21 protein-coding genes are annotated in these 19286 nt (G+C 69.5%); 10 read left to right on the top strand and 11 right to left on the bottom strand.

What is annotated here, in order from left to right:
• The first annotated feature begins 28 nt into the window (after positions 1 to 28).
• The 4 genes from clpB to ACZ6ZD_RS06845 all read left to right on the top strand — a co-directional run bounded on the left by clpB (position 29) and on the right by ACZ6ZD_RS06845 (position 4123).
• Positions 29 to 2608, top strand: a complete 2580-nt coding sequence (gene clpB / locus ACZ6ZD_RS06860) for an ATP-dependent chaperone ClpB (protein WP_465669127.1) — start codon at positions 29 to 31, stop codon at positions 2606 to 2608.
• 61 nt (positions 2609 to 2669) lie between these two features.
• Positions 2670 to 3107, top strand: a complete 438-nt coding sequence (locus ACZ6ZD_RS06855; protein ID WP_465669125.1) for a hypothetical protein — start codon at positions 2670 to 2672, stop codon at positions 3105 to 3107.
• Positions 3107 to 3454 (top strand): ArsC/Spx/MgsR family protein, encoded by a 348-nt coding sequence (locus tag ACZ6ZD_RS06850; protein ID WP_465669123.1) that lies wholly within the window; start codon positions 3107 to 3109, stop codon positions 3452 to 3454. The genes ACZ6ZD_RS06855 and ACZ6ZD_RS06850 overlap by 1 nt, the downstream gene beginning before the upstream one ends.
• A 78-nt stretch (positions 3455 to 3532) precedes the next feature.
• The gene (locus ACZ6ZD_RS06845; RefSeq protein ID WP_465669121.1) at positions 3533 to 4123 is read left to right on the top strand and encodes a hypothetical protein; all 591 of its coding nucleotides are present in this window, start codon (positions 3533 to 3535) and stop codon (positions 4121 to 4123) included.
• Positions 4124 to 4383: 260 nt separating this feature from the next.
• Here ACZ6ZD_RS06845 and ACZ6ZD_RS06840 read toward each other — a convergent pair whose 3' ends face one another.
• The 3 genes from ACZ6ZD_RS06840 to ACZ6ZD_RS06830 all read right to left on the bottom strand — a co-directional run bounded on the left by ACZ6ZD_RS06840 (position 4384) and on the right by ACZ6ZD_RS06830 (position 8310).
• Positions 4384 to 5535 (bottom strand): pyridoxal phosphate-dependent aminotransferase, encoded by a 1152-nt coding sequence (locus ACZ6ZD_RS06840; RefSeq protein ID WP_465669118.1) that lies wholly within the window; start codon positions 5533 to 5535, stop codon positions 4384 to 4386.
• A gap of 37 nt (positions 5536 to 5572) precedes the next feature.
• Positions 5573 to 7531, bottom strand: coding sequence for a glycosyl hydrolase family 28-related protein (locus tag ACZ6ZD_RS06835; RefSeq protein WP_465669116.1), 1959 nt, complete (start codon positions 7529 to 7531; stop codon positions 5573 to 5575).
• Positions 7532 to 7617: 86 nt separating this feature from the next.
• Entirely contained in the window at positions 7618 to 8310 is a 693-nt protein-coding gene (locus tag ACZ6ZD_RS06830) for a FadR/GntR family transcriptional regulator (RefSeq protein ID WP_465669114.1), read from the bottom strand.
• 198 nt (positions 8311 to 8508) lie between these two features.
• Between ACZ6ZD_RS06830 and ACZ6ZD_RS06825 the strand changes: the two genes are divergently transcribed.
• Together ACZ6ZD_RS06825 and ACZ6ZD_RS06820 are read left to right on the top strand one after the other, a co-directional pair.
• Entirely contained in the window at positions 8509 to 9276 is a 768-nt protein-coding gene (locus ACZ6ZD_RS06825) for an SDR family NAD(P)-dependent oxidoreductase (protein ID WP_465669112.1), read from the top strand.
• A gap of 81 nt (positions 9277 to 9357) precedes the next feature.
• Positions 9358 to 10152: a hypothetical protein gene (locus ACZ6ZD_RS06820; protein WP_465669110.1), complete on the top strand. Its 795-nt coding sequence runs from the start codon at positions 9358 to 9360 to the stop codon at positions 10150 to 10152.
• A 63-nt stretch (positions 10153 to 10215) separates the two neighbouring features.
• Here ACZ6ZD_RS06820 and ACZ6ZD_RS06815 read toward each other — a convergent pair whose 3' ends face one another.
• Both ACZ6ZD_RS06815 and ACZ6ZD_RS06810 read right to left on the bottom strand, forming a co-directional pair.
• The gene (locus ACZ6ZD_RS06815; RefSeq protein ID WP_465669108.1) at positions 10216 to 11115 is read right to left on the bottom strand and encodes a LysR family transcriptional regulator; all 900 of its coding nucleotides are present in this window, start codon (positions 11113 to 11115) and stop codon (positions 10216 to 10218) included.
• Positions 11072 to 11284, bottom strand: coding sequence for a hypothetical protein (locus tag ACZ6ZD_RS06810; RefSeq protein WP_465669106.1), 213 nt, complete (start codon positions 11282 to 11284; stop codon positions 11072 to 11074). The genes ACZ6ZD_RS06815 and ACZ6ZD_RS06810 overlap by 44 nt, the downstream gene beginning before the upstream one ends.
• Before the next feature lie 84 nt (positions 11285 to 11368).
• Between ACZ6ZD_RS06810 and ACZ6ZD_RS06805 the strand changes: the two genes are divergently transcribed.
• Positions 11369 to 12271 (top strand): LysR family transcriptional regulator, encoded by a 903-nt coding sequence (locus ACZ6ZD_RS06805; RefSeq protein WP_465669104.1) that lies wholly within the window; start codon positions 11369 to 11371, stop codon positions 12269 to 12271.
• Here ACZ6ZD_RS06805 and ACZ6ZD_RS06800 read toward each other — a convergent pair.
• The 6 genes from ACZ6ZD_RS06800 to tdh form a co-directional block, all read right to left on the bottom strand.
• Positions 12268 to 13092 (bottom strand): aldo/keto reductase, encoded by an 825-nt coding sequence (locus ACZ6ZD_RS06800; RefSeq protein ID WP_465669102.1) that lies wholly within the window; start codon positions 13090 to 13092, stop codon positions 12268 to 12270. The two genes, ACZ6ZD_RS06805 and ACZ6ZD_RS06800, sit on opposite strands and share 4 nt — an antisense overlap.
• 62 nt (positions 13093 to 13154) lie before the next feature.
• Positions 13155 to 14240 carry a winged helix DNA-binding domain-containing protein gene (locus ACZ6ZD_RS06795; protein ID WP_465669100.1) on the bottom strand — a complete coding sequence of 362 codons (1086 nt, stop codon included), beginning with the start codon at positions 14238 to 14240 and terminating at the stop codon, positions 13155 to 13157.
• Between the two features lie 46 nt (positions 14241 to 14286).
• Positions 14287 to 14697, bottom strand: coding sequence for a type II toxin-antitoxin system VapC family toxin (locus ACZ6ZD_RS06790; protein WP_465669098.1), 411 nt, complete (start codon positions 14695 to 14697; stop codon positions 14287 to 14289).
• The gene (locus ACZ6ZD_RS06785; RefSeq protein ID WP_465669096.1) at positions 14697 to 14972 is read right to left on the bottom strand and encodes a ribbon-helix-helix protein, CopG family; all 276 of its coding nucleotides are present in this window, start codon (positions 14970 to 14972) and stop codon (positions 14697 to 14699) included. The genes ACZ6ZD_RS06790 and ACZ6ZD_RS06785 overlap by 1 nt, the downstream gene beginning before the upstream one ends.
• A 63-nt stretch (positions 14973 to 15035) precedes the next feature.
• On the bottom strand, positions 15036 to 16208 hold the full coding sequence (locus ACZ6ZD_RS06780) for a glycine C-acetyltransferase (RefSeq protein WP_465669094.1): 1173 nt from the start codon (positions 16206 to 16208) through the stop codon (positions 15036 to 15038).
• Positions 16208 to 17257 carry an L-threonine 3-dehydrogenase gene (tdh, locus tag ACZ6ZD_RS06775; RefSeq protein WP_465669092.1) on the bottom strand — a complete coding sequence of 350 codons (1050 nt, stop codon included), beginning with the start codon at positions 17255 to 17257 and terminating at the stop codon, positions 16208 to 16210. The genes ACZ6ZD_RS06780 and tdh overlap by 1 nt, the downstream gene beginning before the upstream one ends.
• Positions 17258 to 17365: 108 nt before the next feature.
• Here tdh and ACZ6ZD_RS06770 point away from each other — a divergent pair, with 108 nt between their 5' ends.
• The 3 genes from ACZ6ZD_RS06770 to ACZ6ZD_RS06760 are packed head-to-tail and all read left to right on the top strand — an operon-like array spanning position 17366 to position 19259.
• On the top strand, positions 17366 to 17986 hold the full coding sequence (locus ACZ6ZD_RS06770) for a class E sortase (protein ID WP_465669090.1): 621 nt from the start codon (positions 17366 to 17368) through the stop codon (positions 17984 to 17986).
• 22 nt (positions 17987 to 18008) lie between these two features.
• Positions 18009 to 18551 (top strand): orotate phosphoribosyltransferase, encoded by a 543-nt coding sequence (pyrE, locus tag ACZ6ZD_RS06765; protein ID WP_465669088.1) that lies wholly within the window; start codon positions 18009 to 18011, stop codon positions 18549 to 18551.
• Positions 18552 to 19259, top strand: a complete 708-nt coding sequence (locus ACZ6ZD_RS06760; protein WP_465669086.1) for a hypothetical protein — start codon at positions 18552 to 18554, stop codon at positions 19257 to 19259. It begins immediately after the preceding gene.
• The last annotated feature ends 27 nt before the right edge of the window (positions 19260 to 19286 follow it).

Below are 19286 nucleotides of genomic sequence, written 5' to 3'. Positions count from 1 at the left end.
TTGTTGTCTGGACTCGAAAGGCTGAGATATGGATGTTCAGCGGTTGACGACGCTGGCCCGGGAAACGCTGTCGGTCGCCATCCGTCAGACCTCCGCGGCGGGCAACCCGACCGTGGAACCGATTCATCTGCTGTCCGCGCTGCTCGCGCAGCCCGAGGGGGCCACCACCGGCCTGCTCGAGGCCGCCGGCGGTGAGCTGGACGGCGTCCGCCGGCGGACGGCCGAGCAGGCGAGCCGGCTGCCCAAGGCCAGCGGAGGCAGTGTGCAGGCGCCCAGCCTGTCGCCGAAGACGGCCGAGGTGCTGGCGCAGGCCGAGCAGCGCGCGCTGGGGCTCGGGGACGAGTTCGTCTCCACCGAGCACCTGCTGATCGCGCTGGCCACGGTCGACGGCCCGGCCAAGACCGCGCTGGCGGTCACGCCGGAGGCGCTGCTGCAGGCGTTCGACAAGATGCGCGGCAACCGGCGGATCACCTCGCCGGAGGCCGAGGGGACGACCAAGACGCTGGAGAAGTACGGCGTCGACCTGACCGAGCGCGCCCGGGACGGCAAGCTCGACCCGGTGATCGGCCGGGACTCCGAGATCCGGCGCGTGGTGCAGGTGCTGTCCCGGCGGACCAAGAACAACCCGGTGCTGATCGGTGAGCCCGGCGTCGGCAAGACCGCCGTCGTCGAGGGGCTGGCCCAGCGGATCGTGGCCGGTGACGTGCCCGAGTCGCTGCGCGGCCGGCGGCTGATCAGTCTCGATCTCGGGGCGATGGTCGCGGGGGCGAAGTACCGCGGTGAGTTCGAGGAGCGGCTGAAGGCGGTGCTGACCGAGATCAAGGAGTCCGACGGTCAGGTCATCACGTTCATCGACGAGCTGCACACCGTCGTCGGCGCCGGTGCGTCCGGCGAGGGCGCGATGGACGCGGGCAACATGCTGAAGCCGATGCTGGCGCGTGGTGAGCTGCGGATGATCGGCGCCACCACGCTCGACGAGTACCGGACGCGGATCGAGAAGGACCCGGCGCTGGAGCGGCGCTTCCAGCAGGTCTTCGTCGGCGAGCCCTCGGTGGAGGACTCGATCGCCATCCTGCGCGGGCTGAAGGAGCGCTACGAGGCGCACCACAAGGTGGCCATCTCCGACAGCGCGCTGGTCGCGGCCGCGACGCTGTCGAACCGGTACATCACCGGTCGGCAGCTGCCCGACAAGGCGATCGACCTTGTCGACGAGGCGGCGTCCCGGCTGCGGATGGAGATCGACTCGTCCCCGGTTGAGATCGACTCGCTTCGGCGTACCGTCGACCGGCTGAAGATGGAGGAGCTCGCGCTGTCGCGGGAGGAGGACGCCTCGTCGCAGGAGCGGCTGGAGCGGCTGCGGGCCGACCTCGCCGACCGCGAGGAGGAGCTGCGCGCGCTCGAAGCCCGCTGGGAGAAGGAGAAGTCCGGCCTGAACCGGGTCGGCGAGATCAAGGAGCGGATCGACGAGCTGCGCGGTCAGGCCGAGCGCGCCCAGCGCGACGGCGAGCTGCAGCGCGCCTCCGAGATCCTGTACGGCGAGATCCCGCAGCTGACCAAGGAGCTGGAGGCCGCCGCGGCCGAGCCCGAGGTCACCGACGGGCCGGACGCGATGGTCAACGAGGAGGTCGGCCCGACCGAGATCGCCGAGGTGATCGCGATGTGGACCGGGATCCCGACCGGCCGGCTGCTCGAGGGCGAGACCGGCAAACTGCTCCGCATGGAGGACGAGCTGGGTCGCCGGCTGATCGGCCAGCGGACGGCGGTCAAGGCCGTCAGCGACGCCGTCCGGCGGGCTCGGGCCGGTATCTCCGACCCGGACCGGCCGACCGGTTCGTTCCTGTTCCTCGGTCCGACCGGCGTCGGTAAGACCGAGCTGGCCAAGGCGCTGGCCGACTTCCTGTTCGACGACGAGCGGGCGATGGTCCGGATCGACATGTCGGAGTACAGCGAGAAGCACAGCGTCTCGCGGCTCGTCGGCGCCCCGCCCGGGTACGTCGGCTACGAGGAGGGCGGTCAGCTGACCGAGGCCGTGCGGCGGCGTCCGTACTCGGTGATCCTGCTCGACGAGGTCGAGAAGGCGCACCCGGAGGTCTTCGACATCCTGCTCCAGGTCCTCGACGACGGGCGGCTGACCGACGGCCAGGGCCGGACGGTCGACTTCCGCAACGTCATCCTGATCCTGACCAGCAACCTCGGCTCGGCGTACCTGGCCGACATGTCACTCGACGACAAGGTCAAACGCGACCAGGTGCTGGCCGTCGTCCGGCAGTCCTTCAAACCCGAGTTCATCAACCGGCTCGACGAGCTCGTGCTCTTCGACGCGCTCGGCAGCGAAGAGCTCACCCAGATCGTCGGCCTGCAGATCTCCGCGCTCCAGCGTCGGCTGGTGGACCGCCGGATCACCCTCGACGTCGGCGAGGATGCTCTCGAATGGCTCGCCCTGACCGGCTACGACCCGGTCTACGGCGCCCGGCCGCTGCGTCGCCTCGTCCAGTCCGCCATCGGCGACGAGCTCGCCCGCGGCCTCCTCGACGGCAGCATCCGCGACGGCGAAACCGTCCGGGTCTCCCTCAACGAGGCCAAGGACGCGCTGGACGTCACCGCCTGAACCCGAAGCCGGGCCGGTCGCAATGACCGGCCCGGCTTGGGTTGTCTGCGAGGATCGGGGCGTGAGCGAGCCGTACGACGACGAACGTCCGCCTGGGCGGTACCAGGGGGCGTTCGGAGCGGCGTCGTACAGCCCGGAGGTGCCGCGCCAGGTGACGGTCGCGACCGTCGTCGTCCTCGGCTTCGGCGTCCTCTACCTGCTCCTCGGGCTGATGGCGCTCACCTCGGCCGGCGACCAGATCTCCGAGATCGTGCTCGGCGCCAAGGGATCGGCCGGCGTGGTCGGCCTGGCGGCCCTGGCGGGCGCCGTCCTCTACGTCCTCCCCGCGCTCTACCTGCGCAAACGCCGACCGTGGGCGCGCTACCTGATCATCGCGATCGCCGTCGTCGGCATCGTCGCCGGCCTGCTCGCCTTCCCCACCGGTCTGCTCGGCTTCGTCGTCCACGCCGGCCTCCTCGTGCTGATGCTGCACCCGACCACGAAACGCTGGTTCCGCTGATGGAGATCTGGATCAACCCCGCCTGCTCCAAATGCCGCGCGGCCACCGACACCCTCGACGCCGCCGGCGTCGACTACACCGTCCGCCGCTACCTCGACGACCCACCCACCCCCGCCGAGCTGGACACCCTCCTAACCCGCCTCAACCTCGACCCCTGGCACCTCCTCCGCCCCAACGAACCCGAAGCCGCCCCCCTCGCCAACCTCCCCCGCACCCCCGCCCACCGCGCCGACTGGATCGCCGCCCTCGTCGCCCACCCCATCCTCATCCAACGCCCCATCATCACCACCGAACAAACCACCGCCATCACCCGAGACCCCGAATCCCTGACCCAATTCCTCCCCTGACCCATCTGCCCCGCCCTGCCCCACGATGCCCTGTGGATAACCGCGTGTCGCAGGCAGTCGGTCCGGAAGAATTCGGGGATGCCGAGTCACCACTTCATCCTGTCTGCCTGGGTCGACGAATCCGTCATCGTCGGACCCGCGGGTGGGACGGGCACCTACACGATGGCGGCGGTTGTCGCCGACGTCGCGAGTTGCGACGACCTGCGGCATGAGCTGCTCGGGCTCGCGATCAAGCCCGGAGTTCGGTTGCACTGGCGGGGTGAGGCAGACAAACGCCGCGAGCTGATCTCGACGGCAGTCGGTCAGATGGACATCGCCGCGATCGTGACCGTCGGTGCGCCGATGGAACGCTCCCGGCAGGAGCGGGCGCGGAGGTGTTGCCTCGAGCGGCTCCTGCACGAGCTGGCGCAGCTGGAAGTGTCCGACGTCTGGTTGGAGTCACGGACCGCGGCACAGGATCGGCGCGATCGGCAGCTGGTGGACAGCGCGCGGCGCAAGGGGCTGATACCGCGTGAGCTGCTGGTCGGGTTCGCGAAACCCGGCGGGGAGCCGATGCTCTGGCTGCCGGACGCCGTCGCGGGTGCGATGTCGGCGGACATCCTCGGCGACGGCCGGTGGTTGCGGGCGATGGCGAGCGTGGTCAGCATCCATCGGGTGACGGTCCGCTGAGCGTCAAGGGCCCGGAAACGCGAAAGCTGGGGCCCGTCATTCCGGCGGGAATCCCAGCTTCACTTCTCACCAAGCAGCGCGTGGCGAGCTGAGGCAAGTATCGCACAGGCCGGGCTGGGGCAAAAGCTGGTTTGTCGGCGGCGGCACCCGATAAAGCGCGAAAGCTGGGCCCCTTCATCCGGAGGGAATCCCAGCTTCACTTCTCACCAAGCGGCGCGTGGCGAGCTGGGGTCAGTGTACGAGGTGAGGGGTGGGGGTGCTCAGAGTTTTTGGAGGCGGTTCAGGGCTTCTTGGAGTAGGGCCGGTTTTTTGCAGAAGGCCCAGCGGACTAGGGGTTGGCCTAGGGGTTTGTGGTCGTAGAAGACCTGGGTGGGGATGGCTACTACGCCGGTGCGTTGGGGGAGGAGGCGGCAGAAGTCGATGCCGTCGGTGTGGCCTAGGGGGCGGATGTCTGTGGTGATGAAGTAGGTGCCGGCGGGGCGGTGGACGTCGAGGCCGAGGGTGGTGAGGCCGTCGGCGAGGAGGTCGCGGCGGGATTGGAGGGTGGCGCGGAGGGTGTCGTAGTAGTCGTTGCTTAGGGCAAGGGCGTTGGCTACGGCGGGCTGGAAGGGGGAGCCGGAGACGTAGGTGAGGAACTGTTTGGCGGTGGTGACGGCGGTGATGTTGGCGGGGGTGCCGGTGGCCCAGCCGATCTTCCAGCCGGTGACGGAGAAGGTCTTGCCGGCGCTGCTGATCGAGATGGTGCGTTCGGGCATGCCGTCGTACGTCGCCAGCGGGAGGTGCCGGTGGTCGTCGTAGACGAGGTGCTCGTAGACCTCGTCGGTGATGACGGTCAGGTCGTGTTCGACGGCGACGTCGCGGATGCCGCGGAGCTCTTCGTCGGTGAGGACGGTGCCGGTCGGGTTGTGCGGGGAGTTGATCAGCAGGACCTTGGTGCGCGGGGTGACGGCGGCGCGCAGCTCGTCGAGGTCGAGCCGGTACGACGGCGCCCGGAGCGTCACCGGGACACGGCGTCCGCCGGCGAAGGCGATGCCGGCCGCGTAGGAGTCGTAGTACGGCTCGAGGGCGATCACCTCGTCACCCGGCTCGACGAACGCGAGCAGGGCGGCCGCGATCGCCTCGGTCGCGCCGGTCGTGACCAGGACTTCGGTGTCGGGGTCGTACGAGAGGCCGTAGAAACGCTGCTGGTGGTCGGCGATCGCCTGCCGCAGCGCGGGGATGCCGCGCCCGGGCGGGTACTGGTTGGCGCCGGCCCGGATGGCCGCGATCGCATCCTCCAGGACCGAATCCGGCCCGTCGGTGTCGGGGAAGCCCTGCCCGAGGTTGACCGACCCGGTCGCCACCGCGAGCGCCGACATCTCGGCGAAGATCGTCGTACCCAGCCCGTTCAACCGCTCAGCGTGTCCGCGCATGCCCCCGACCTTACCTGGGAGCATGCGCGGACGACGGTCAGTTCCAGGGCGCCGGGGGCGGCGGCGGGACGACGGCCGGCCGGTCCTCGCACCAGCTGGCGCCGAACCAGTTGCCGTCGTTCCCGGACAGCAGCCGGACGTCGAACTCGGGCGGCCCGTTGAACTGGAACGTGCCGCAGTTGTTGACGAACGGCGCGCCGACGTTCCGGGCGTCGACGTTCTCGAACGTCGCCCAGCCGCCGACCCGGGCGTTCACCACACTCGTCCCGGTGCCGTCCACCTTGATGTTGCTCACGGCAACGTTCTCGATCGCGTAGGTGTCCTTCACCGGCCAGTCGACGACGAACATCACGGCGTTGTACGTCGAGTCCAGGAAGCTGCTGTCGGTGATCCGGAGATCGGCCGACATCGTCGACTGCAGCGCGTACAGCCAGATCGCGCCGAGGCCGATGTTCCAGTTCAGGTCCCGGGGGCCGCCGCGGACGGTGGTGTTCCGGGCGAAGGTCAGCGTGCCCTCGAACGGCGTCGAGTTGAACCGGGAGCCCGCGTGCAGTGTGCTGCCCTCGCGGATCGGGTCGGCGACCAGGTTGTCGGTGACGGCGATGTCGCGGCCGCCGTAGATGGCGATGTTGTTGGCCAGGACGGGCGTCTGGACCGTGTTGTGGTCGTAGACGTTGTCGCGGTTGACCAGGCCGGCGTCGTTCTTCTCCGACCACATCGCGAGGCCGTCGTCCCCGCTGTTGCGGACGAAGTTGTTGGTGGCGCGGACGTTCGAGACGCCGAGGTGCAGGTTCATCCCGTCGGCGATCGCGTCGGTGATGATGTTGTTGCGGATCAGCAGGCCGTCCATCGGGCCGTCCAGCCAGATGCCGACCTTGGTCCGGTGCAGGTAGAGGTTCTCGATCACCGAACCGCCGCCGATCGCGCCGCCGATCCCGTTCACCTGGTCGGTGTCGATCCGCTCCCGGACGTCGCTCTCGATCGCGAAGTCGGCCAGGTGCACGCGGGTGGATCCGCCCGCGTCGGCGTACTTGCCGTAGAACCCGGGCGCGCTGTGGACGGACTTGTCCGGCGCGGGTTCGGCGAGTGGCAGCACCTTGCCCTTGATGATCGTGTGCCAGTTACCGGCGCCGCGGACGGTCACCTTGTCGACGACGATGTGCCGGTTGACCTGGTAGGTGCCGGCCGGGATGAAGACCGACCAGCCGAGCTTCTTCGCGGTGGCGATCGTCCGGTCGATGGCGGGCGCGGCGTCCCGGCGTCCGGTCGGGTCGGCGCCGAACAGGCGGACGTCGAGAGACCGCGCGGGCTGGCGGAGCGGAGCCTTGACCAGCTCGAAGTCGGCGACGTCGAGGACGGTCCAGGCGGCGTTCGTCCGTTTCGGGACGGTGAAGCGGACGCGGTCGCCGGCCCGGTACGTCCGGTCGAGGCGGACGCGCTGCTCGTCGTAGAAGTGGTTCGGGCGGAAGGGTTTGGCGACCGGGTCGGGCTCGGGTTTCCACCAGCCCGGGATCGGGTCGACGTCCGGGTTGTTGGAGAACGGGTACATCCCGTAGAGCCAGGCGTACTCCGAGGTCAGCGTCAGGGTCTGCTTGCGCTTGCCGTTGACGGTGAGGTCGAGCGGCGCGCGGATGCCGCCGCCGGTCGGGGCGTCGGGGATGCTGTAGCGCACGGTGAGCGCGTTCGCCGGTTCGGTCAGCGTGAACTCGACGTACTGCTCGGGGAGCAGGCGGACGGCGGTGCGGCCGGAGGCCTCGGCGGGGAGCGTGTAGGCCTCCCGGCTCGGGCCGATCCGTTCGCCGTTCGAGAAGGCGTTCTCGGCCTCCTGCTCGACGAACGGGACGGTCGCGCCGCGGCCGGCGACCAGCGCGGGGTCGAGCCCGGCGCGGGTGATCTTCGGCGCCGGGCGGGTGGCGGATGCGGGTGCGATCAGCAGGCCGGTGAGCAGGGCGCTCGAGACGACGACGGCCAGGGCGCGCAGGGGTGTTCGGGACATTGGCGGATCCCTCCAGACGAACTGCCTGGAGGTTATGCAGTAGACCACCCGTCCGCAAGATCTGGACAGGATTGAGAAAATTGCTGTCAGTCGGGTTGGGGTTCGGGACGAAGGGCGCGCAGCCAGAGCTCGGTCTGGGCGATGTGCGCGGAGGCGGCGGTGGCGGCGGCCGCGGGGTCGCGGTGGGTGATGGCGGCGAGGATGGCGCGGTGGCCGCGGTCACTGGTCTGTTTGATGGCGTCGAACTCGGAGCCGGGCTCGAAGATCCGGTAGTGGCCGCCGCGACCGCGGATGACGGCGGTCAGCGCGGTCACGGTCGGGTTGCCGCCGGCGGCGCAGATGGCGTCGTGGAACTCGGCGTCCAGGCGCTGGATCTCGGCCGCGTCGGTGGTCGCTTCGAGTTGCTCGAGGATCTTGTCGAGCAGTGGCGCGAGATCGACGTCCTGCCGAGCGGCGGCCGCGGCGGTCGCATGCGCCTCCAGAACCCGGCGCACCTCGAGCAGTTGCAGCACGCCCTCGAGCGGAATCAGCTGCACCGACAGGGAGAACCGGCTGATGATCTCGGCCGGATCCAGCGCGGACACGTACGTCCCCGACCCGTGCCGCGACTCGATCACGCCGAGCGCCGCCAGCGACCGGACCGCCTCCCGCAACGAGCTCCGCGAAACCCCCAGCCGCTCGCACAACTCCGGCTCCGGCGGGAACTTCGCCCCCGGCCCCAACGCCCCGGACGCGATCATCTGCCGCAGCCCAGCCAGCGCCGTATCCGTCGCCGCCATCCCCAACCTCCTAAGTCCTCAGACCACTCCCCACCAGATTGGCCTAATCCACCCCAAATAGCGAGTCAAACCATCCAGTCATCAGATGTCACAAGCTGCAGAAGTGCCGGCCGGCTGCTGGTGGGAGCGCCGGCCGACCGCGGTCAGTACGACGTCAGACTAGTGACAGACTGGGGGCTGGATCGATGGGAGGACGACGTGGCGACTGCACTCATCACCGGGCCGACGGCGGGGATCGGGCGGGCCTTCGCGGAGAAGCTGGCTCGGGAGGGGTACGACCTCGTGCTGGTGGCGCGGGACGAGGCCCGGTTGAAGGTCGTGGCGGAGGAGATCGCGGAGCGGTACGGCGTCGGGTGTGAGGTGCTGGCGGCGGATCTGGTCGACCGCGAGGAGCTGGCGCGGGTCGAGGAGCGGTTCCGCAGCGGGCCGATCGAGGTTCTGGTGAACAATGCCGGCTTCGGGGAGAAGAAGCCGTTCTGGGCGAATCCGGTGGAGACTGAGGAGCGGCAGTTCGACCTGCTGGTTCGGGTGGTGCTGCGGCTGACGCACGCGGCGGTGTTGCCGATGATCGAGCGCGGGTCGGGCGCGGTGGTCAACGTGTCGTCGGTGGCCGGGTTCCTGCAGCGCGGGAGTTACAGCGCGCACAAGTCCTGGGTGACGAACTTCTCGGCCGGGCTCGCGATCGAGCTGCACGCCAAGGGCGTCGCGGTGATGGCGCTCTGCCCGGGGTTCGTGCACACCGAGTTCCACGAGCGGATGGGGATGGACAAGACGATCATCCCGTCGTTCATGTGGCTGGACGCGACCGAGCTGGTCGACGCCGCCTGGAAGGACCTGATGCGCGGCCAGGCCGTGTCGATCCCGAGCCTGCGCTACAAGCTGATCGCGGCTGCCGCGCGCTACACCCCGCGGACGCTGATCGCGCGGCTGTCGACGGTCGGGCTGGACGGACGCCGGCGTACGTAGCGGTGCTGTAACCAACTCGTGTCCCAACCGCAGTGCCCGGTTCCGCGTCCAACCTGGTACCGAAACGGGAGGGTTGGAGCCATGAACACTCGGGGATCCCGCCGCATCGCGGCAATCGCAGGGCCGGCGGTCGCCGCCCTCGCATTAGTAGCCTGCGGCAACCAAGCCGCGCCGACCGGCGGCGGCGCCGCGACTACGCCGCCGCCCAGTACGCCGACCGCCTCGGCGCCGGTCACGCCGCCGCCCAGCGCGACGGCGACGCCCCCGACGGTCGCCCAGACACCGACGGCGACGGCCACGCCGATCGGGAAGCCGACGCCGACGACCAAGCCGACGCCGACCAACCCGCCGACCGTCCGGCTCGCGAACGCGATGCTGCTGACCGGCAAGGAGGTCGCCAAGGCCGACCCCAAGCGCGGCTGGATCGCGACCGGCAGCGGTAACCGCGCGATCTGCGGGACCATGTCCACCCGCGGCGGCGGCGTCCAGGGCAACCTGACCCGCTACTACACCACCGAGCTGGACGCGTCCGGCGGCCAGTGGCTGACCCGGTACCAGAGCCCGGCCGCGGCCAAGGCGGCGTACGAGAGCATCCTCGCGACGATCAAGTCCTGCAAGGCGCTCAAGCCCGGCCCGACCCACGCCCGGAAGCTGACCGAGAACCGCACGCTCGCCGTCGGCGACGCCACCGCGATCCTGCGCTGGTACACCTACCCGCTGCCCAACGACCCCGGCAGCGAGGACGGCGGCTTCCCGTACGCCGTCACCCGCAAGGGAACCATCGTCTCCGTCCTCGCCTTCGGCGAGATGGGCAAGGGCGTCGCCCCGGCCCGCTGGGAAGCGCTGACCCGCGCGGCCGCCGCCAAACTGCCCTGATCACCGCAGCGGCTCGCCGGTCCCCTTCGCCGGGTCCGTCGAGCCACGGGGCGGTGGAGTGACCTAGGTCACAACAGTCTCGGCGACCTCGGTCAGGGCCTTGAGGATGGCGGTGATCAGCGGGTGGTCGGCGCGGCTGCTGCGGACGGCGGCGTACACGCGGCGGGCCGGCGCCGGGTCGAGCAGCGGGCGGACGACGGCCTCGGTGGGCGCGGCGAGCCGCGGGACGAGGGACACCCCGGCTCCGGCGGCGACCAACGCGGCGACCGCGCGGAAGTCGTCGGACTCATGGACGACGCGCGGCTGGAAGCCGGCCTGCTCGCAGGCCGACAGGACGACGTCGCGGATCGGGTTGCCCGGCGCGGTCATCACCCAGTCGTCGCCGGCGAGCATGGACAGATCGAGGACGCCGGCGTCCGCGGCCGGATGCGTCGACGGGAGGACCGCGACGAAAGGCTCGGCGTACAAGGGGATTCGGGTCAGTCGCTGGTCGTCGGGGCGCGGCGAGCCGCGGTGCTCGACGGCGATCGCGAGGTCGGCGTCGCCGTCCAGGAGCTGGGTGATGCCCTGGTGGCCTTCGGCGTCGCGGACGACGAGGCGCAGGCCGGGGGTGGTCTCGCGCAGGCGGGTCAGCGTCGGGGCGACGAGCAGGCTGATGGCGGTGGCGAAGGCGGTGACGCGGACCTCGCCGGTGCTGCCGTCGGCGAACAGGCGCATCGCGTCCTCGGCGCGCTCGACCTCGCTGAGGATGGTGTCGGTGTGGGTCAGCAGCAGCCGGCCGGCGGACGTGATCGCGACCCGGCGGCCGCGGCGTTCGAGCAGCTCCTGGCCGACCTCGGACTCCAGGGCCGCGAGTTGCTGCGAGACCGCCGAGGGCGTCAGGTGCAGGACCTCGGCGGCCGCGGTGACGGTGCCGTGATCAGCAAGCGCGCGCAGGACGCGCAGCCGTCGTACCTCGATCACGGTCCTCAGCTTGGCACACGACCTCGTCCTGGAGGTCGAAGAGCCGCCGGATGAAGCGGATCACCCGGCGGTCGCGGGCCGGTCGGTGCGGGCGGACGGGCGCGTCCGGCTCGGCGGAGTGGATGTCGTCGTGGATCGCTTTGATGACGGAGAACGGGATGTAACTCATGTCTTCGACGGTAAGAATCGCGGCAGTGATACGTCCAATGAAAGTTCTTCGCGTAGTTGATGCATCTGGTGCATGATCTGTCGTATGGAGCTGCGCCAGCTGAGGTCGTTCGTGGTGGTCGCCGAGGAGCTGAACGTCGGGCGGGCGGCGCTGCGGTTACATCTGACCCAGCCGTCGTTGAGCCGGCAGATCGCGGCGCTGGAGCGTGATCTCGGCGTCGAGTTGTTCGCCCGGGTGAAGAAGCGGTTCCTCCTCACGGCGGCGGGTGAGACGTTCCTGGCCGAGGCGCGGGATTTGCTGCGGCGATCGGATGAGGCTGTTCGGGCCGCGCAGCGAACGCAACGCGGGGAGCTGGGCACGTTGCGGCTGCGGTTCGTCCAGTCGGCGACGTTCGAGGCGCTACCGCGGTTGCTGGGCGCGTTCCGGACGGCGTACCCGGAGGTCGTCCTCGATCTGGAGTCGCTGACCACGCTGCGCCAAACGGAAGAGCTGCTCGACGGACGCGCGGACGTCGGCCTGCTGCGGCCGAGTGCGCCTGCGGTCGGGGCCAGCGCGACGACCGTCGTCCGGATGGCGCCGGGGCTCGATTCGCGGGTGGTGTCGTCGGATCCGCTGGTGGTCGCTTTGCCTGCTGGGCATCGGTTCGTCCGGCGCAAGCGGCTGCGGCTGGCGGAGCTGGCCGAGGAGCCGTTCGTGTTCTACAACCGGCCGAGCGGCCCGGTCGTACACGACACGATCGTGGGGTTCTGCCGGGCGGTGGGGTTCACGCCGCGGATCGAGCAGCAGGCGGCCGACGTCCAGACGATCGTGTCGCTGGTCGCGGCCGGGATCGGCGTCTCGCTGCTGATCGGGCCGACGCCGCCGTCCAACCCGGACGCCGTCGTGTACCGCGAGTTGTCCGACGACCTACCACCCTGGCAACTCTCCGTCGCCTGGTCGCCGGACAACCGCTCGCCAGTCCTGGCGCGGTTCCTGGAGCTGCTCTAACCCAGGGTGTCCGGGTCGCCGCCGGTCCGGACGCCGGTCTCCAGATCGGCGATCGCGGCCATGTCGTCGTTGTCCAGCTGGAAGTCGAAGACGTCGATGTTCTCCCGGATCCGGCTCGGGGTGACCGACTTCGGCAGGACGACGTTGCCGAGCTGCAGGTGCCAGCGGATCATCACCTGGGCCGCCGACTTGCCGTACTTCGCGCCGAGTTTGGCCAGCGTCTCGTTGTCGATCAGCTCACCTGAGGCCAGCGGGCTCCAGGCCTGGGTGGCGATGTCGTTCTCCGCGTTGAACGCGCGCAGCTCGTCCTGCGGGAGCGCCGGGTGCAGCTCGATCTGGTTCACCGCCGGGCGGATCGCGGTCTCGTCGAAGATCCGGCGCAGCGCGGGCTCGTGGAAGTTCGAGACGCCGATCGCGCGGATCCGCTGGTCGGCGTACAACTTCTCGAACGCCTTCCAGGTCTCGACGTACTTGTCCTTCTTCAGGCACTGCCAGTGGATCAGGTACAGGTCGACGTAGTCGAGACCGAGCCGGCCCACGCTGGCATCGAACGCGGCCAGCGTGCTGTCGTAGCCCTGGTCGTCGTTCTGCAGCTTGGTGGTGATGAAGAGTTCGTCGCGGGACAGGCCGGACGCGGCGATCGCGCGCCCGACGCCCGGCTCGTTGCCGTACGCCGCCGCGGTGTCGACGTGGCGGTAACCCGCCTCGAACGCCGTCGACACGACCTCGGTCGCGAGCGCGTCGTCGACCTGCCAGACCCCCAGGCCCAGCTGCGGGATCTCGACGCCGTTGTCCAGAGTGATGGAGGGGACTGTGCTCATCTGTCCATTCCACCGGTCAACCGGGGTCTGGCCCAGTCATCTGATGTGTGACAACAACCTCATCAACTGCCCGTAACCACCTCGTGGGTCTGCGCATCCGGCTCCAGAAACCCCAGCAGGGCGGTCGCTTCACGCTCGAGCTCGCCGCGTAGCTGCTTCGTCAGCCGCCCGAATGGCGTCAGCGTGAGAGTAGCCACACCGCGCTTGGTCGCGACCGTCCACAACCCGGCCACCAGGCCGTCAACGGTGTACGTCGCCTTGACGCGTAAGTTCTTCGTGAAGACGGCCGGGCGGTGTTCGTCGGCGATGATTCGCCCGCGTTTCGCGTGTGCCAGCAGCAGATTGTCGAACTCGGGCAGGAACCGAACCGGCGCCGGAGCGTCCGGATCGGGGCGCGGCCCGCCGGGGACGTCGTACAAGCTCTTCCCCGCTTCGTCGGTGAACACCTCGAGATCGAGGCTGTCGAACAACGGCTTGGCTTTTGGTAGGCCGGACCACGTCTGGAAGTCGGCCGGGGTCGCCGGGCCGAACGCCTCCAGGTACCTCAGCACCAGCTCGGCCGCCTCCTCCTTCGCGTGCAGCTTCGCCCCGATCCACTCCTCGGCCGGCGTGAACCGCGCGTTCGCGGGCCACCCCCAGCGCACGCCGGTGGGGAACATCACCAACGGCACCAGCATCCGCGTGCAGAACCCGAGCGCCCGCTCGTTCACAGCCGGAAACTCAACCTGCAACGCGTCCCGCACCTCGGTGAACGTCATCGGCTCCTTGCGCAGAATCCGCTCCGCCGCCGCGACCACCCGAGCCGGCTCCATCCCCTCCGCCCGCTCCTTCAACAGCCGTAACCCGGCCTCCAGCACCGGCCCCACCGTGACCCGGAACCGCAGATAGTCAGCCGCCGTCACCAAATGCAAGGTCCCCCGGAACAACGTCCCCCGGACGATCTCCCGACGCTCGACCGCCGCATCCAGGTCGCTCTCCGCAAACCCCGCCACCCGCGTCCACAACCCGACGTACGGATGCTTCGCCTCCTGCCCCTGCATCCCCGCCAACGCCCGCACAGCCGCCCCCGCCGAAACCTCGGCCCGGACCAACAACATCTGCCGAGCCAACGTCGCCCGATTAACCGCCCGCGCACCCATCACCGCCATACCCGCATCCTCACCCACCCCACCGACAAAGTGGATGGGCTACGCCCTAGCCGCGGCCTGGGGTCGCGACTGCGAGCGAGTTCCGGCGGCAGGCGTCGGCGAGCCGCTCGTCGTAGGTGACGACGACATCGGCATCGATCAACACCGCCGTTGCCAGGTGGATGGCGTCGAGACTGCGCAGGATCATCGGTTCGAGGCGCCGCGCGACGCTGGCGATCTCGATCGTGATCGGGCGTTCGTCGATCCCGGACATCGCCTCGTCGATCAGGTCGCCGGCGGCGATCCGCGACGTCGAGCGGGCGAGGATGGCCCGCGACACCTCGATCAGGCCGAGGGAAGAAGTCGCGAGCACATCGTCTCGCTGGTAGTGCGCGTCGAGAAAGCTCAGCAGCTCAGTGGATTCCTTCTCGGCGGCGACGCGCTTGATCAGGGCGCTGCTGTCCACGTAGACGTGCATCAGAACCGATCGTCTCGATCGAGCAGGTCGAGGCTGTCCATCCCCGCGGGCAGCCGAAGGCTCGGTGTCACCCTCCGATAAGGCACCCGGGCCGGGCGGACCAGGCCCGAGGCCCAAGCCCGCTCCCGGTCGGTCAGCGGCGCCTCGTGGTCGACCAGATGCAGATGTTGGGCGACGGCCTCCCGAACGATCTCCTGCTGGGACCGGCCGGTGCGCTCGGCCTCGGCCTGGAGGGCCACGGTCGCCTCGGTGTCGAGCCTCAGGTTCATCGCCATGATGCGATGGTACCGCACTCGGTACCGACTGTGGTACCGACTGTGGTGCCGAGTGCGGCGGGGTCAGCCGCGGGCCTCGGTGAAGGCGGTGACGGCTCGTTGGACGTCGGCGGTGGTGTGGGCGGCGGAGAGTTGGACGCGGATGCGGGCCTTGCCGTGGGGGACGACGGGGTAGGAGAAGGCGATGACGTAGATGCCGAGGTCGAGGAGTTTGTCGGCGAGGACGCCGGCCTGGGCGGCGTCGCCGATCATGACCGGGGCGATCGGGTGGTCGCCGGGGAGGATGTCGAAACCGGCTTCGGTCATCTTGGCGCGGAACAGGGCGGTGTTGGCGGCGAGCTGGTCGCGCAGGGTGCTGGAGGTGGCGATCAGTTCGAGGGCCTTCAGGGAGGCCGCGGTGACCGAGGGGGCCAGGGAGTTGGAGAACAGGTAGGGGCGGGAGCGCTGGCGGAGCAGCTCGACGATCTCGCGGCGGGCGGAGACGTAGCCGCCGGAGGCGCCGCCGAGGGCCTTGCCGAGGGTGCCGGTGACGATGTCGACGCGGTCCTGGACGCCGAACAGCGACGGGGTGCCGGCGCCGTCCGGGCCGACGAAGCCGACGGCGTGCGAGTCGTCGACCATGACGAGGGCGTCGTACCGCTCGGCCAGGTCGCAGATCTCGTCCAGCGGGGCGACGTAGCCGTCCATCGAGAAGACGCCGTCGGTGGCGATCAGCCGGTAGCGGGCGTCGGCGGCGTCCTTGAGCTGGGCCTCGAGGTCGGCCAGGTCGCGGTTCTTGTAGCGGTACCGCTTGGCCTTCGACAGCCGGATGCCGTCGATGATGCTGGCGTGGTTGAGCTCGTCGGAGATGATCGCGTCGTCCGGCCCGAGCAGCGTCTCGAACAGGCCGCCGTTGGCGTCGAAACAGGAGCTGTAGAGGATCGTGTCCTCGGTGCCGAGGAAGCTGCTCAGCGCGGCCTCGAGATCCTTGTGGATCTGCTGGGTGCCGCAGATGAACCGGACCGAGGAGAGGCCGAAGCCCCAGCGGTCCAGGGCGTCCTTGGCGGCCGCGACCACCTCGGGGTGATCGGCCAGGCCGAGGTAGTTGTTGGCGCAGAAGTTCAGCACCTCATTGCCGGAGGCAACAGAGATCAGCGACTGCTGCGGTGAGGTGATCACCCGCTCGGACTTGTACAGCCCGGCGTCCCGGATCTCGCCGATCGTCGCCGTCAGGTCGTCCCGCATCCGCCCGAACATCAGTGCTTCTCCTCCAGGGTCTCGCTCGTCCAGTCCATGATCACCTTGCCGCACTGCCCGGCCCGCGCGACGTCGAAGGCCCGCTCGAAATCGCCGTACCCGAACCGGTGCGTGATCACCGGCGTCAGGTCCAGCCCGCGCTCCAGCATCACCGACATCGAGTACCAGGTCTCGAACATCTCCCGGCCGTAGATGCCCTTGATCGTCAGCATGTTCAGGACGACGGTGCTCCAGTCGATCGCGATCTCGTCGGCCGGCAGGCCGAGCATCGCGATCTTGCCGCCGTGGTTCATGTTCGCGAGCATGTCGCGCAGCGCGGCCGGCTGCCCGGACATCTCCATCCCGACGTCGAAACCCTCGCGCATCCCGAGGCTCTGCTGCGCCTCGGCGATCGTCTCGGACCCGATGTTGACCGCGCGGGTGACGCCGATCTTGCGGGCCAGGTCCAGCCGGTACTCCGACAGGTCCGTGATCACCACGTTCCGGGCGCCGGCGTGCAGCGCGACGGCCGCGGCCATCACGCCGATCGGCCCGGCGCCGGTGATCAGAACGTCCTCGCCGACCAGCGGGAACGACAGCGCCGTGTGGACGGCGTTCCCGAACGGGTCGAAGACGGCGGCGACGTCCAGGTCGACCGGGTCCTTGTGCACCCAGGCGTTCCCGGCGGGCAGCGCGACGTACTCCGCGAACGCGCCCGGGTGGTGGACGCCGAGCCCGCGGGTCTTGATGCACAGGTGGCGGCGGCCGGCCCGGCAGTTCCGGCAGCGGCCGCAGACCAGGTGCCCCTCGCCGCTGACCAGGTCGCCGACCGCGACGTCCCGGACGCCGACGCCGATCTCGACCACCTCGCCGACGAACTCGTGCCCGGTCACCATCGGCACCGGCACGTTCTTCTGCGCCCAGGCGTCCCAGCTCTGGATGTGCAGGTCGGTCCCGCACAGCCCCGTTCGCAACACCTTGATCAGGACCTCGTCGGCCTCGATCTTCGGCTCCGGAACGTCCTGCAACCACAGACCGGGTTTCGCCTCGGCCTTGACCAGCGCCTTCACCTGCACACCTCCGTCGTAAGGACCGACCACATCGTCGTCCCGGGCAATACCCGGCGTCCATCGACACGTCGTACACAGGCTTTGCAGTTGAACTGCATACTTGTCGGCATGCGGGGAGTGATCAGGGGTCTGGGGATTGTCCTGCTGCTGGCCGGGGTCGGCCTGCTCGGCTGGGTGGGGTGGCAGTACTTCGGGACCGGGATCACCTCGAACCAGCAGATGGGCGAGGCGGAGAACGCGCTGCGTGAGCAGTGGAAGAAGCCGACGGCGGCCAAACCGGCGGCGGGCGATCCGGTGGTGCTGATCCGGATCCCGAAGTTCGGCGACGACTGGGAGAAGCCGGTCATCGAGGGCGTCGGCAAGGGGGAGCTCTCCCGCGGGATCGGGCACTACCCGCAGACCCAGCTGCCCGGTCAGCCGGGGAACTTCGCGATCGCCGGGCACCGGGTCACGCACGGCTCGCCGTTCCGCAAGCTGCTCGAGCTGCGCAAGGGCGACCAGGTGATCGTCGAGACCGCGGAGGCGATCTACACCTACGAGCTCGACGGCTCCCCGAAGGACCTGACCGTGAAACCCACCGACAACTGGGTCCTCGAGCCCGTCCCCGGCAAACCGCGTGAGACGGCAACCAAGTCGATCATCACCCTGACCACCTGTCAGGACCTCTTCCACTCCCCGGACCGCTCGGTCGCCTTCGGTCAGCTGGTCCGCGTCAGCAAGAAGGCCTGAGCGCCCTCTAAGCTGTGGCCTCATGAGCTACGACCGGGACGCACTGCTGGAGCAGGTCAGGACGAAGGCCGTCGTACACGGCAAGGTGATGCTGGCGTCGGGTAAGGAAGCCGACTACTACGTCGACCTGCGGCGGATCACGCTCGACGCGGCCGCGGCGCCGCTGATCGGCCCGGCGCTGCTGGAGCTGACCAAGGACCTCGAGTACGACGCCGTCGGCGGGCTCACGCTCGGCGCCGACCCGGTCGCGATGTCGATGCTGCACGCGGCCGCGCAGCAGGGCCGGGCGCTGGACGCGTTCGTCGTCCGCAAGGCGGAGAAGACGCACGGCCTGCAGCGGCGGATCGAGGGGCCGGACGTCAAGGGCCGGCGGGTGCTCGCGGTCGAGGACACCTCCACCACCGGCGGTTCGGTGCTGACCGCGGTCGAGGCGCTGCGCGCGGCGGGCGCCGAGGTGGTCGGTGTGGCCGTGATCGTCGACCGGGCGACCGGCGCGCAGGAGAAGGTCGAGGCCGAGGGCCTGACGTACCTGTCCGTGTTCGGCCTCGACGACCTGGGACTGTAAATGCGCTTCGGGCCGAGTTTCCTGCTGTTCCTGCTGCTGATCATCGGGTCCGGTGTCGTGATCGGCCTGTTCCTCCGCCATCAGGCGAAGAAGCGCCGGGAGCTGTTCGCCGGGTTCGCCGCGCACTACGGCTGGGCGTACCAGCCGCACAACCACGCGCTGTCGGGCAACTGGCAGGGGACGCCGTTCCGTACCGGTGACAACTGGCGGGTGCTGAACGTCCTGTCCGGGCTGTTCAACGGGCACCAGATGGTTGCCTTCGACTACAGCTACCAGACGCACAGCTCCAATGGACGCGGCGGACGGCGGACGACGACGCACAAGTTCGGCGTCGTCGTCCTGCAATTGCCCGGCGCGCTGCCGCACCTGGAGGTCACCCACGAGGGGATCTTCGGCGGCGCCGTCGCGAACGCCTTCGGCTTCCAGGACCTGGAGTTCGAGAGCGAGCAGTTCAACCGGACGTTCCGGGTCAAGGCCGGCGACAACCGCTTCGGGCATGCCGTGGTGACGCCGCAGCTGATGGAGTTGCTGCTGGCGCGCGGCGAGATCGGCTGGCGGATCGAGGGCAATTCGCTGATCGGCTGGGACCCGGGCCCGCACGACCCCACCGAGGTGCTGCGCCGGCTGGAACTGCTCCAGCTGGTCGTCGCCCACGTCCCGCCGTACGTCTGGCGTGACTACGCAGGGGTAGAACTCCGCAACCCGTAGAGTCAGGGCCCAGCATCGCCAACACTC

It is taken from the genome of Kribbella sp. NPDC104218 (assembly GCF_055584105.1).
The sequence above is the reverse complement of the archived record's forward strand: the minus strand, read 5'-3'. Positions and strand labels throughout refer to the sequence as shown.